Source organism: Kitasatospora sp. NPDC004799, assembly GCF_040609095.1.
Taxonomy (GTDB): domain Bacteria; phylum Actinomycetota; class Actinomycetes; order Streptomycetales; family Streptomycetaceae; genus Kitasatospora.
In genome coordinates, this window is the sequence record NZ_JBEXJK010000245.1 from 1 (window position 1) to 12,614 (window position 12,614).

The following is a 12,614-nucleotide window of genomic DNA, read 5'->3' on the forward strand; positions in this document are numbered from 1 at the left end:
GCCCGGGCACTGGCCCAGCGGGCCCCGCTGGCGGCGCTCTCGGCGGACCTCCCGGCGCTGCGGCCGGCCGAACTCGCCCGGGTGCTGGGCGCGGTGCCGCCGGACGGCCGGGCCTTCCTGCCGGACTCCCCCGGGCTCGGCACCACGCTGCTCGCCTGCGCCCCCGGCCGGCCGCTCTCCCCCGCCTTCGGGGACGGCTCGCGGGCCCGGCACGCGGCCGGCGGGGCGCTCGAACTGCGCCTCGCGGACGTGGAGTCGGTGCGCCGGGACGTGGACACCGGGACGGACCTCGGCGAGGCCTCGGCACTCGGCCTCGGCCCGCACACCAGCGCGCTGGTCGCCCGTCTGAGCCTGTCCTGAGCCCGTCCCGAGCCCGCCCCGAGGCGGTCCCGAGCCCCTGACGGCCCCGTCCCGGCCCCGCGTCGACCTGCTCCCCGGTCCGGCCCGGCCCGCTCGCTATGCTGCTCGCATGCAGGCCACCGCGTTCACCTTCGACCCCGCCACCCGGGCCGGCTCCGTGCTGCTCGACGACGGGACCCCGGTGCCGTTCGACGCGGCCGCCTTCGACGCCGGCGGCCTGCGGCTGCTGCGCCCCGGCCAGCGGGTGCGGATCCGCACCGAGGGCGCCGGCGAGGCCCGCCGGGTGGTCTTCGTGACGCTGCAGACCTTCCCCGACCCCGCCGAGGGCTGACGGCCCGCCCGGCCCGCACCGCGCGGGCCGCCGCCCCCACCGCTCCGCGATACCCGGGACACCCCCGATCCCCGGGACACCCCCGCGCCGCCGCCCGCCGTCGATTCCTGACCGAGCGCCCGGAAACCGCGAGAGCCGCGGCGACCGGTCCCCGTGAATTCACGGAGGGGGTGCCGCGGCTCTGTGCCGAAAGCCGTCCTGGGACGGTCGCGCGGGACCTACTTGGCGGAGGTCTTGCGCGCGGTGGTCTTGCGGGTGGCGGTCTTCTTCGCCGGCGCCGTCTTCTTGGCCGTGGCGGTCGCCTTCTTGGCGGTGGCCGTGGTCTTCTTGGCGGCGGCCGTGGTGGTCGCCTTCTTCGCCGCGGCCGTCTTCTTGGTCGCGGCGGCCTTGGTCGCGGCGGCCGTGGTCTTCTTGGCGGCGGTGGTCTTCGCGGCCGTGGTCTTCGCAGCCGTGGTCTTCGCGGCGCTCTTCTTGGCGGTGGCCGTGGTCTTCTTGGCGGCGGCCGCGGTGGTCGCCTTCTTGGCGGCGGCCGTGGTCGCCGTCTTCTTGGCGGCGGCCTTCTTGGTGGCCGGAGCGGCGGCGGCAGCGGCGGCGCGCTTGGTGGCGGCACGCTTGGCGGCCGGGGTGGCGGCGACGCCGCTCTTGCCCGGGGTGAGGGAGCCCTTGGGGGCCTTCTTCACCGAGGGGCCCTCCTTCGGCAGCTTCTTGCTGCCGCTGACCAGGTCCTTGAAGCCCTGGCCCGGGCGGAAGCGCGGGACCGAGGTCTTCTTGACCTTGACCCGCTCGCCGGTCTGCGGGTTGCGGGCGAAGCGCGCGGAGCGCTCCACCTTCTCGAAGGTGCCGAACCCGGTGACCGAAACCCGGTCACCGGCCACAACGGCACGGACCATGGTGTCGAGCACTGCGTCGACGGCCTCTGCGGCAGCCTTGCGACCGCCCAGCTGCTCGGCCACCGCTTCGACAAGCTGAGCCTTGTTCACGTCTTCCCCTTCGGAAACGGGCGCCGGATGATTCCATCCGTTCTTTTCGCACGTTAGGTATGTATCTGCGGACTTTCAATTACCAAACGCGCGAATCACCCTAGTGTCGCAATGGATTTGCGCGTCGGCGACCTCAGTCGAGCGGCGGGGGCCCCTCGTCGAGGTCATGTACAAAGCGACTCAACCGCCTTGCCGCCTCCGGAAGATCGCGCTTGGCGGTCTCGGTGACGATGAGGAGTTGACGGGTGAGAGCGGTCTTTGCATCGGCAGACACGTTCAGCGCATGCACGCGGGCGTGAGCTTGCTTCAACCGCTCGGCCACAAGCGCGTAGAGCGCTGCGACTTCCTGGTCGTCCGGCCCCTCAGCTGGCGCGGAGGTGACGACCGGCCGTTCGTCAATTCGGCGTTCGGATGGCCGGCCCACGGAGTCCTCAGCCGCGGGTTCGCCGCCCGCGTACGGAGGTTCATGGTGCCGGTGCATGTACTGATTGTGCCATCTACCCGCAGTTGTACTTGCGCGGGGCCCTCTTCCGCAAAGCCAAATGGGCAATCCGGGGCGGCCCGCGGCGCTAACTCGTGCTCCGGAACGACGGATGGCCCGGCCCCCCCGAGGGGGGCACGGGCCATCCGGCGGATCGTCAGAATGCTTGTTCTGAGGGGAACTCAGGCGACCGGCAGAGTACGGGGCTTGAAGGCCGGGCGGGTCGCCTCGAAGGCCGCGATGTCGGCCTCGTTCTGCAGCGTGATGCTGATGTCGTCCAGGCCGTTGAGCAGCCGCCACCGGACGTTGTCGTCCAGTTCGAAGGCCGCCGTGACGCCCTCGGCCCGCACTTCGCGGGCCTCCAGGTCGACGGTGATCTCGGCCGAGGGGTCACTCTCCGTGAGCACCCAGAGCCGCTCGACGGTCTCCTGCGGCAGGACGACCGTCAGCAGGCCGTTCTTCAGGGAGTTGCCCCGGAAGATGTCGGCGAAGCGGGACGAGATCACCGCGTGGAAGCCGTAGTTCTGGAGCGCCCAGACGGCGTGCTCCCGGGAGGAGCCGGTGCCGAACTCGGGGCCGGCCACCAGGACCGTGGCGCCCTGCCGCTCGGGCCGGTTGAGGACGAACGACTCGTCCTTGCGCCAGGCCTCGAACAGGCCGCCCTCGAAACCGGATCGGGTGACCTTCTTGAGCCAGTGGGCGGGGATGATCTGGTCGGTGTCCACGTTGCTGCGGCGCAGCGGGACGGCCCGCCCGGTGTGGGTGGTGAACTTCTCCATGGCTCAGGCCTCCACGGCAGCGACGTCGGCGGTCAGGTCGGCGGGGGCCGCGAGGCGGCCCAGGACGGCGGTCGCGGCGGCGACCTGCGGGGACACCAGGTGGGTGCGGCCGCCCTTGCCCTGCCGGCCCTCGAAGTTGCGGTTCGAGGTGGAGGCGCAGCGCTCCCCCGGGGCGAGCTGGTCGGGGTTCATGCCCAGGCACATCGAGCAGCCCGCGTGGCGCCACTCGGCGCCGGCCGCGGTGAACACCTTGTCCAGGCCCTCCTCGACGGCCTGCAGGGCGACCCGGACGGACCCGGGGACCACCAGCATCCGCACCCCGTCGGCGATCCGGCGGCCCTCCACGACGGCCGCGGCGGCCCGCAGGTCCTCGATCCGGCCGTTGGTGCAGGAGCCGACGAAGACGGCGTCGACCTTCACCTCGCGCAGCGGGGTGCCGGCCTCCAGGCCCATGTAGGCCAGGGCGTTCTCGGCGGCCAGGCGCTCCTGCGGGTCGGCGAAGGAGGCCGGGTCCGGCACGTCCGAGCCCAGCGGCGCGCCCTGGCCGGGGTTGGTGCCCCAGGTGACGAACGGGGTCAGCTCGCTCGCGTCGATGAAGACCTCGTGGTCGAAGACCGCGTCCTCGTCGGTGCCCAGGGTCCGCCAGTACGCGACGGCGGCGTCCCAGTCCTCGCCCTTGGGCGCGTGCGGGCGGCCCTCCAGGTACGCGAAGGTGGTCTCGTCCGGGGCGATCATGCCCGCCCGGGCGCCGGCCTCGATCGACATGTTGCAGACGGTCATCCGGGCCTCCATCGACAGGCTCCGGATCGCCGAACCGCGGTACTCCAGGACGTAGCCCTGGCCGCCGCCGGTGCCGATCTTCGCGATGACGGCCAGGATCAGGTCCTTGGCGGTGACGCCCTCGGGCAGTTCGCCCTCGACGGTGACGGCCATGGTCCGGAACGGCGCCAGCGGCAGGGTCTGGGTGGCCAGCACGTGCTCGACCTGGCTGGTGCCGATGCCGAACGCCAGCGCGCCGAAGGCGCCGTGGGTCGAGGTGTGGGAGTCGCCGCAGACCACGGTCATGCCGGGCTGGGTCAGGCCGAGCTGCGGGCCGACGACGTGCACGACGCCCTGCTCGACGTCGCCGAGCGAGTGGATCCGGACGCCGAACTCGGCGGCGTTCTTCCGCAGGGTCTCCAGCTGCACCTTGGAGACCGGGTCGGCGATCGGCTTGTCGATGTCCAGGGTGGGGGTGTTGTGGTCCTCCGTGGCGATCGTCAGATCGGTGCGGCGGACCGGGCGGCCGGCCAGCCGCAGCCCGTCGAAGGCCTGCGGGCTGGTGACCTCGTGGAGCAGGTGCAGGTCGATGAAGAGGAGGTCGGGTTCGCCCTCCGCGCGCCGCACGACGTGGTCGTCCCAGACCTTCTCTGCGAGTGTCCGTCCCATCGGATTCCCTCCAGCCGGCCGCGTTGCCGGCCTTCTCGTGTCGTCGAGGTCAAAGCGTGTGCGCCGCCCTGAGACTCCCGGGCCGCTCCCGTCCAGGGTGGCGCTTTTCGCCGGAGATTGAACTGGTGTCTCGCGGAGTGAGACCGCAGTCTTAGCGCATGGACAGCGCCCGGCCACCCGCACACCCGGCCCGGGGAACGCCGAAAGGGCCCCACCCGGCGCGGGTGGGGCCCTTTCGAGGAGCCTTCGACGGAAAACGAAAAAAGACCCCGGTACCGGGGTCTTTCCAATTTCTGGCTGGGGTACCAGGACTCGAACCTAGACTAAATGAACCAGAATCACTCGTGCTGCCAATTACACCATACCCCAACACAAAGCAAGAGCCGACGGGCGAGCCCATCGGCTTCCTGCTCTGAAGTACCCCCGACCGGATTCGAACCGGCGCTACTGCCGTGAGAGGGCAGCGTGCTAGGCCGCTACACAACGGGGGCTTTCCAGGTGATCCCTTGCGGGATCAGTACCCCCGACCGGATTCGAACCGGCGCTACTGCCGTGAGAGGGCAGCGTGCTAGGCCGCTACACAACGGGGGCTTTCCAGGTGATCCCTTGCGGGATCAGTACCCCCGACCGGATTCGAACCGGCGCTACTGCCGTGAGAGGGCAGCGTGCTAGGCCGCTACACAACGGGGGCTTGATCTTCTTTTGTGTGCCGTACTCGCGTACTGCGCTGGGGTACCAGGACTCGAACCTAGACTAAATGAACCAGAATCACTCGTGCTGCCAATTACACCATACCCCACCAGAGTTGAGCCCCTGCGGGCCCTTCCCAGGCGTTGCGCCTCTCGGTCGGTCCCTTCCGAGGGGCTTTCGCTCCCTCGTCCGTTCCCTCCCGGGCGGCGCAGAAAGAACATTACCCGACGTCGGCCCAGGCTCCAAAATCGATAACCCCAGGCAGCGGCCGGGGGCCCGCGGACGGCCTCCGGGTACGCCGCGGGCCCGGCACGAAGCCGGGCCCGCGGCCTGCTCAGCGGTCCGCTCAGGCGGCCGGCAGGGCGTCCAGGGCGGCCCGCAGCCGGCGCAGCGTCTCCGGGCGTCCCAGCAGCTCCATGGACTCGAACAGCGGCGGGGAGACCCGGCGGCCCGTGACGGCCACCCGCAGCGGCGTGAAGGCGAACTTGGGCTTGATGCCCAGCCCGTCCACCAGCGCCTCGCGCAGCGCGGCCTGGATCGGCTCCGGAGTGAAGTCCGCGAGCTCCTCCAGCGCCTTGATGCTGGCCTCCAGCACCGGGCGGGCGTCGGCGGTGAGCACCTTGGCCGCGTCGTCCGGGTCCAGGGCGAACTTCTCCGGCGCCACGAAGAGGAAGCCGGCCATGTTCACGATCTCGCTCAGCACGACCATCCGCTCCTGGGTGAGCGGCGCCACCTTGGCGAGCAGGTCCAGCTGCTCGGCGGTGGGCTCGGCCGGCAGCAGCTCGGCGCCCTGGAGGAAGGGCACCAGGCGGCGGACGAAGTCCTCCGGGGCCAGTCGGCGGACGTGCTCGGCGTTGATCGCCTCGCACTTCTTCAGGTCGAAGCGGGCCGGGTTGGCGTTCACCTTGGTGATGTCGAAGGCGGCGACCATCTCGTCCATGTCGAACAGGTCGCGGTCCTCGGCCAGCGACCAGCCCAGCAGGGACAGGTAGTTGAGCAGGCCCTCGCGGATGAAGCCGCGCTCGCGGTACATGTTGAGCGAGGACTGCGGGTCGCGCTTGGAGAGCTTCTTGTTGCCCTCGCCCATCACGTACGGCAGGTGGCCGAAGCGCGGGGTGGTGCCGTTGCCGACGCCGATCTCGGCGAGGGCGGCGTACAGCGCGATCTGCCGCGGGGTGGAGGAGAGCAGGTCCTCGCCGCGCAGCACGTGGGTGATGCCCATCAGGGCGTCGTCCACCGGGTTGACCAGGGTGTACAGCGGGGCGCCGTTGGCCCGGACGATGCCGTAGTCCGGCACGTTCTCCGGCTCGAAGGTGAGCGTGCCGCGGACCAGGTCGTCGAAGCTGATGGTCTTGTCGGGCATCCGGAAGCGCAGGATCGGCTCGCGCTTCTCCAGCTTGTAGACCGCCACCTGCTCGTCCGTCAGCTCGCGGCAGTGGCCGTCGTAGCCGGAGGGCTTGCCGGCCGCGCGGGCGGCCTCGCGGCGGGCGTCCAGCTCCTCGGTGGAGCAGTAGCAGTGGTAGGCGTGGCCGGCCTCGTGCAGGCGGCGGGCGACATCGGCGTAGATGTCCATCCGCTGCGACTGGCGGTACGGCGCGTGCGGCCCGCCGACCTCCGGGCCCTCGTCCCAGTCCAGGCCGAGCCAGCTCATGGCGTCGAGCAGCTGGTTGTACGACTCCTCGGAGTCGCGGGCGGAGTCGGTGTCCTCGATCCGGAAGACCAGCGTGCCGCCGTTGTGGCGGGCGTAGGCCCAGTTGAAGAGGGCCGTGCGGACCATCCCCACGTGGGGGTTGCCGGTCGGGGAGGGACAGAAGCGAACCCGGACGGCCGGGTCAGTGTTAGCCACGCTTGATCACCTTGTTGGTGAGAGTGCCGATGCCTTCGATGGAGACGGCGACCTCGTCGCCGACGTTGAGGGGGCCCACCCCTGCGGGCGTGCCGGTGAGGATGACGTCGCCGGGCAGCAGCGTCATGGCCTCGGAGATGTGGACGATCAGCTCGGCGACCGAGCGGATCATCAGGGAGGTGCGGCCGGTCTGGCGGAGCTCGCCGTTGACCGTGCAGGTGATCGCGAGGTCGCTCGGGTCGAGGTCGGTCTCGATCCACGGGCCCAGCGGGCAGGCCGTGTCGAAGCCCTTGGCCCGGGCCCACTGGCCCTCGCGCTGCTGGACGTCCCGGGCGGTGACGTCGTTGGCGCAGGTGTAGCCGAGGATCACCTCGGGCACCCGGTCCAGCGGCACCTCGCGGCACATCCGGCCGATCACCACGGCCAGTTCGGCCTCGTGGTGGACGTCCGAGGAGAACGACGGGTAGGCGATGCTCTCGGTCGGACCGATCACCGAGGTGGACGGCTTGAAGAAGGTGAGCGGGACGTCGGGGACGTCGTTGCCGAGCTCCGCCGCGTGCGCCGCGTAGTTGCGGCCGACCGCCACGATCTTGTTCGGGAGCATCGGGCTGAGCAGCCGGACGTCCTGGAAGCGGTAGCTCTCGCCGGTGGGCTGGGGTTGGCCGAACGGGTGGCCGGCCAGCGCGTGGACGACCAGCGAGTCGGGCTGGGAGGGGTCGCCCTCCACCACTCCGAAGGAGACGCTGCCGGCGGCAGGGCTCCCTTCCCGGACGGAAAACCTGGCAATGCGCACGGCTGGGCTACCCCTCGCTTCGTCGGCCGCCCGGGGCGCGCCCGGGCGCTGGTGGGCGCCCCGCCCGCAAGTGGGCGCGGCCCCGTCAATCGGCCTCCAGGCTATCGCGTGGGGCCCCGGCCGACCGCTTTGCCCGGATTCGGGGCGCCCCGGAGGCGAGCGGGCGAACAGCGAGAGGGCGCCTTCGTCATCAGTGGTGGTGACGAAGGCGCCCTCGGTGGGGACGCTGTGGGTCAGTCCTGCACGAGGACGACCGGGGCGACCATCAGCTGGGTACGGCGCGGGTTCGCGGTGGCGGCCGGCAGCTCGGTGCCGTAGGTCACGACGTCCTCGGGCTTGCGGGCGCCCGGGATCTTGCTGAAGTCCTCGACCGAGGCCAGCGTCGTCCGGCGCGGGTTCGCCGTGGGGCGGCAGGACAGCGTGGACTTGGTGGCGTTCTTCGCCTGGGGCATCGAGAGCACCTCGTGGTCATGGCCGGAGCGATCGCGGATCGGCACCGGCCTGATGGATTCCGATTGATTCGGAGGGGTTCTGGGCAGGCTGATCGGGGCCGTGCTCCGGAGACAGCCAGGTTACGAGATCTCATTCCACAGAGACCGTGACCAAAGCTACACATTAGACTGTGATTTTGCTCACAAAATGCCGAGCAAAGTGCAGATATCCGACATATCGCCGCACCGGGATTTTCCGACATTCCGCCGATAAGGGGCATTCCGGAAGGTCTGCGGCTCTTCCCGACGCCGGGCCCGCTTGGCATGTATCCGGCGAGTGTCCGAAAAGGGCGGTATTCCGGTCCGGTTACCGCACAGTCCGTGAGATCGCACAAGCGGTCGGTAGCGCCGGGGGCCCGGTTCCTGCGGCCCTTGTTGGGATTCCCCGGCTGTGCTGGAATGCGACGGACCGTGGGTAGGGAGTGGTCCACCCCGGTGCCCGCTCTCCCGGACCGGCCGGGGTGCGGATGGAAACTCGACACCGTCCAGGCCGTGGCGACGCGGCGGGACGCCCGGTCCAGAGGTTGCGACGCCAGTGCAGGGACGTTTCAAAAGGGGTAGCGGCGCCGCGGGAAACCCGGAGTCGCGTGAGCCTGTGGCAGCCCCTCAACAGGCGGCGGCCCCCGGCGGCCCGGCCGAGCCGGTGACACCCGAGGCCACCGGCCACCCGGAGGACGACGGCCAGGAGCGGAAGTCCGCCCGGGACAAACTCCGCACCTCCCTGACCCGGCGCCGCGCCACCGGTCTGAGCCGGCTCGCGATGCGCAACTGGCGCATCCGCACCCGCCTGATCGCGCTGCTCGCCCTCCCCGTGCTGGTCTCGCTGGTCCTCGGTGGCCTGCGCATCCAGAGCTCGATGGAGAACTCGCAGCAACTCGCCCAGATGGCCAACCTGTCCGACCTGGCCAAGAAGGCGACCAACCTCGCGGACGCGCTGCAGACCGAGCGCGACATCAGCGCCGGCCCGATCACCCACGACCCGACCGCCCCGCTGGACGACGACATCGTCGCGGCCCGCAAGTCCACCGACGACCTGAGCCGCACCTTCACCACGTCCTCCGACCGGTTCGAGAACCTCGAACTGTCCGGCGGCAAGGCGCTGTTGCTCCAGATCCGCAAGGACCTGAACTCGATCGCGGACACCCGCAGCCTGCCGTACCAGAACAACCAGAACATCCAGTCGACGATCACCGCCTACGACGTGATCATCCGCGACCTGCTGTCCATCACCCAGGACATCGCGCTCGCGTCGAACAACAAGGACCTGGTCGTCTCGACCCGCGCGCTGCAGCAGTTCTCGCTGGCGAAGAACGCGACCTCGCAGCAGCGGGCCCTGATCAGCGCCGCGCTCGCCAACCCGAAGAGCCCCGACCTCAGCCCCAGCGACGAGTCCTTCGGTATCCGTCTGCGCAGCTCGTACGACAACGCGATCGCGAGCTTCAACAACATCTACACCGCGCACGACCTGGACAACCTGCGCAGCCAGCTCAGCTACAACTCGGTGGTCGCCGACGCCGACCGCTACGCCTCCACGATCCTCACCCAGAGCGGCATCCGGCAGACCGAGGCGGTCAGCTACAAGGACTGGTTCGAGAAGGCCAGCGCCAAGATCACCGCCGAGCGCCGGATCGAGTCCAAGCTCATCGAGAACCTGGACGGCAAGGCCCAGGACCTCCAGTCCCAGGCCGACGCCGACGCCCTGATCATCGGTGTCGCGATCGCCCTGGTGCTGCTCGTCGCCCTCGGTGGCGCCGGTCTGATCGCCCGCTCGATGGTGCGCTCGCTGACCCGTCTGCAGGCCGCGGCCGAGGACGTCGCCGAGCGCCGTCTACCCGAGCTGGTCAAGACCCTCTCCGAGGCCGACCCGCACGACGTCGACACCACGGTGGAGCCGGTCGCCGTCGACTCCACCGACGAGATCGGCCACGTGGCCCACGCGTTCGACATGGTGCACAGCGAGGCCGTCCGCCTCGCCGCCGAGCAGGCCCTCCTGCGCGGCAACATCAACGCGATGTTCACCAACCTCTCCCGCCGCAGCCAGGGCCTCATCCAGCGCCAGCTGTCGCTCATCTCCGAGCTGGAGAGCCGCGAGGCGGACCCGGACCAGCTGGCCAACCTCTTCAAGCTGGACCACCTCGCGACCCGCATGCGCCGCAACGGCGAAAACCTCCTCGTCCTCGCCGGTGAGGACCCGGGCCGCCGCTGGACCCGTCCCGTCCCCCTCGTCGACGTGCTCCGCGCCGCCGCCTCCGAGGTGGAGCAGTACGAGCGCATCGAACTCGCCGCCGTGCCGTCGGCCGAGGTCGCCGGCCGCGTCGTCAACGACCTCGTCCACCTGCTCGCCGAGCTGCTGGAGAACGCCACCTCGTTCTCCAGCCCGCAGACCCGCGTCCGGGTCACCGGCCACGCGCTGCCGGACGGTCGCGTGCTGGTCGAGATCCACGACACCGGCATCGGCCTGAGCCCCGACGACCTCGCCGAGATCAACGAGCGCCTCGCCAACCCGCCGACGGTGGACGTCTCCGTCTCCCGCCGCATGGGCCTCTTCGTGGTCGGCCGCCTGTCGCTGCGCCACGGCATCCGGATCCAGCTGCGTCCCAGCGACTCCGGCGGCACCACCGCGCTGGTCATGCTCCCGGTGGACGTCACCAACTCCGGCGACCGCCGCGGCCCCGCCCGGGCCGGTTCCGCCCAGGGCAAGCAGCAGCGCGGGGTCACCCCGACGCCGCGCCAGCAGCGCCAGGTGCCGCCCGGCCGCCAGAGCGGTCCGGCCGCACTCGGCCAGGGCCCGGCCACCGGTACCCCGCAGGGCGGGCGCCCGCAGCTCGGCCAGGGCGGTCCGGCCGCTCCGGCCGGCGGTCCGCAGGCCGGTCCCGGTCCGCAGGGCGGCCCGGGTGCGCCCGGCGGCGGTCTGCCGACCCGCCAGGTCGGCCAGTCGCTGCGCGAGAACCCCGTCCCGCAGGGCGGCAACCAGCAGGGCGGCCAGCCGCAGGGCCGGGGCCGCAAGCCCGCCCAGCCGCAGCAGAAGCAGCCGGCCCCGCCGAAGCAGCAGCAGGCTCCGCAGCAGGGCCAGCAGGCCCAGCAGGGTGGTCTCCCGCAGCGCACCCCGGGCCGCCAGGGCCCGCCGCAGGGCGGCCAGAACGGCCAGAACGGCCTGCCCCGCCGCGACCGTCAGCCGCAGGCCGGCCAGCCCGGCCAGCCCCAGCCGGGCCGCCCCGGCCAGGAGCGGCCGCGTCCCGGCGGCGAGTTCGACGGCGGTCCGGGTGCCCGGACCGGCGAGCAGCCGCAGCACGGCCGCCCCGGCGGCCCCGGCGCGCCGCAGCAGGGCGCCCGGCCCGGCAACCGTCCGCAGGTCAGCCTGCCGCAGCGCCGTCCGGCCCCGCAGGGCCCCGGCGCCCCCGGCCGGCCCGCCGCCCAGGGCCCGCGCGGCCCGCAGCGCCCCGGCCCGGACGCGCCGCAGCGCGACCGTCAGCCGCAGCTGCCGCCGCAGGCCCCGCAGCAGCAGCCCCAGCCGCTGCCGTCGGCCGAGCCGGCGCCGGTGGAGAGCACCCAGCAGTTCGCCCGTCCGCGCTTCGAGGCCAGCCAGATCGACCCGCGGGACCCGCTGGGCCTCGGCCTGGTCGAGCCGGTGCTGCCGAACGTGCCGAACCCGCCGCGGCCGGAGCCGGTGCGCCAGGAGCAGGCCCCGCAGCAGCAGCCGCAGCCGCTGCCGCACCAGGAGCCGATGGCGCTGCCGACCGGCCCGTCCCAGGCCGGCGGTCAGCAGGGCGCCGGCGAGCAGCCCTGGTACCCGCAGGCCGACGAGGCGCGGCCGCGGCCGTACCAGCCGCGCCGCCCCGGCACGTCCGCGCCGGAGTACCAGCAGCCGGCCCCGGAGCAGCGGGCTCCGCGGCAGGCGCCCCCGCAGGCCCCGCAGCAGCAGGCCCCGCAGCAGAACCAGCAGCAGCCGCCGCAGGGCCAGCCGCAGCCGGGCCCCGGCGACGCGCCGTGGCGTCCGTCCGCGAACGACGAGCGCTGGCGCCGCGCCGAGCAGATCCGCGAGCCCTCGACCAGCGGGGTCACCATGTCGGGCCTGCCCCGGCGGACCCCGCAGGCCAACCTGGTCTCCGGCACCGCCGAGGCCTCGCCGCTGACCGGTCCGCAGGTCTCCCGGGCCCCCGAGGAGGTCCGCGGCCGGCTGACCAACCTGCGCCGCGGCATCCAGCAGGGCCGCCGTGCCGGGGCCGAGCAGGCCGCCAACCAGCCTGGCTTCCAGCATGGTGCCCAGCAGCAGGGATTCGATAGTTTCGGTGGCCGGAGCGACGGCAACGGCGCAGATCACCAGGAGCGTTGAGTTGAACCAGATGAGCCAGGCCGCACAGAACCTGAACTGGCTGATCACCAATTTCGTGGACAACACCCCCGGGGTGTCCCACACCGTGGTGGTCTCCGCGGA

General features: G+C 71.9%; 9 protein-coding genes, 5 tRNA genes and 2 pseudogenes. 4 read left to right on the forward strand and 12 right to left on the reverse strand.

Going from position 1 to position 12,614, the window contains the following annotated elements:
* Together ABZW03_RS26605 and ABZW03_RS26610 are read left to right on the forward strand one after the other, a co-directional pair.
* Nucleotides 1–360: pseudogene (locus ABZW03_RS26605) on the forward strand (2-phospho-L-lactate guanylyltransferase); the annotation flags it as partial.
* A 109-nt stretch (nt 361–469) separates the two neighbouring features.
* Nucleotides 470–691 carry a hypothetical protein gene (locus ABZW03_RS26610; protein ID WP_189923473.1) on the forward strand — a complete coding sequence of 74 codons (222 nt, stop codon included), beginning with the start codon at nt 470–472 and terminating at the stop codon, nt 689–691.
* Nucleotides 692–909: 218 nt separating this feature from the next.
* On the opposite strand, the gene ABZW03_RS26615 is transcribed toward ABZW03_RS26610, so the two are convergent.
* The 12 genes from ABZW03_RS26615 to ABZW03_RS26670 all read right to left on the reverse strand — a co-directional run bounded on the left by ABZW03_RS26615 (nt 910) and on the right by ABZW03_RS26670 (nt 8,185).
* Nucleotides 910–1,671, reverse strand: a complete 762-nt coding sequence (locus ABZW03_RS26615; protein WP_355263210.1) for an HU family DNA-binding protein — start codon at nt 1,669–1,671, stop codon at nt 910–912.
* 133 nt (nt 1,672–1,804) lie between these two features.
* The gene (locus tag ABZW03_RS26620) at nt 1,805–1,993 is read right to left on the reverse strand and encodes a hypothetical protein (RefSeq protein ID WP_224284476.1); all 189 of its coding nucleotides are present in this window, start codon (nt 1,991–1,993) and stop codon (nt 1,805–1,807) included.
* 341 nt (nt 1,994–2,334) lie between these two features.
* The gene (gene leuD, locus ABZW03_RS26625; protein ID WP_355263213.1) at nt 2,335–2,931 is read right to left on the reverse strand and encodes a 3-isopropylmalate dehydratase small subunit; all 597 of its coding nucleotides are present in this window, start codon (nt 2,929–2,931) and stop codon (nt 2,335–2,337) included.
* Nucleotides 2,932–2,934: 3 nt separating this feature from the next.
* Entirely contained in the window at nt 2,935–4,359 is a 1,425-nt protein-coding gene (gene leuC / locus ABZW03_RS26630) for a 3-isopropylmalate dehydratase large subunit (RefSeq protein ID WP_355263216.1), read from the reverse strand.
* 294 nt (nt 4,360–4,653) lie between these two features.
* Nucleotides 4,654–4,728: transfer RNA gene (locus ABZW03_RS26635), tRNA-Gln, on the reverse strand.
* 49 nt (nt 4,729–4,777) lie between these two features.
* Nucleotides 4,778–4,850 (reverse strand) — tRNA-Glu (locus ABZW03_RS26640).
* 27 nt (nt 4,851–4,877) lie between these two features.
* Nucleotides 4,878–4,950 (reverse strand) — tRNA-Glu (locus tag ABZW03_RS26645).
* A 27-nt stretch (nt 4,951–4,977) separates the two neighbouring features.
* Nucleotides 4,978–5,050 (reverse strand) — tRNA-Glu (locus ABZW03_RS26650).
* Between the two features lie 36 nt (nt 5,051–5,086).
* Nucleotides 5,087–5,158, reverse strand: a tRNA-Gln gene (locus ABZW03_RS26655).
* A gap of 237 nt (nt 5,159–5,395) precedes the next feature.
* Nucleotides 5,396–6,895: a glutamate--tRNA ligase gene (gene gltX / locus ABZW03_RS26660; protein WP_355263219.1), complete on the reverse strand. Its 1,500-nt coding sequence runs from the start codon at nt 6,893–6,895 to the stop codon at nt 5,396–5,398.
* A complete protein-coding gene (locus tag ABZW03_RS26665; RefSeq protein ID WP_355263221.1) occupies nt 6,888–7,688 on the reverse strand; it encodes a fumarylacetoacetate hydrolase family protein in 801 nt (266 codons plus the stop codon). The genes gltX and ABZW03_RS26665 overlap by 8 nt, the downstream gene beginning before the upstream one ends.
* Nucleotides 7,689–7,921: 233 nt before the next feature.
* Complete coding sequence (locus ABZW03_RS26670) at nt 7,922–8,185, reverse strand: hypothetical protein (protein WP_355263224.1); 264 nt, start codon at nt 8,183–8,185, stop codon at nt 7,922–7,924.
* Between the two features lie 589 nt (nt 8,186–8,774).
* Between ABZW03_RS26670 and ABZW03_RS26675 the strand changes: the two genes are divergently transcribed.
* Together ABZW03_RS26675 and ABZW03_RS26680 are read left to right on the forward strand one after the other, a co-directional pair.
* Nucleotides 8,775–12,512 (forward strand): nitrate- and nitrite sensing domain-containing protein, encoded by a 3,738-nt coding sequence (locus ABZW03_RS26675; protein WP_355263227.1) that lies wholly within the window; start codon nt 8,775–8,777, stop codon nt 12,510–12,512.
* 10 nt (nt 12,513–12,522) lie between these two features.
* Nucleotides 12,523–12,614, forward strand: a pseudogene (locus ABZW03_RS26680) (roadblock/LC7 domain-containing protein); the annotation flags it as partial.

Bases quoted from the DNA above. Each gene is read 5' to 3' on its own strand.
- ABZW03_RS26610 (WP_189923473.1), top strand. From the start codon at position 470: ATGCAGGCCACCGCGTTCACCTTCGACCCCGCCACCCGGGCCGGCTCC.
- leuD (WP_355263213.1), bottom strand. From the start codon at position 2,931: ATGGAGAAGTTCACCACCCACACCGGGCGGGCCGTCCCGCTGCGCCGC.
- leuC (WP_355263216.1), bottom strand. From the start codon at position 4,359: ATGGGACGGACACTCGCAGAGAAGGTCTGGGACGACCACGTCGTGCGG.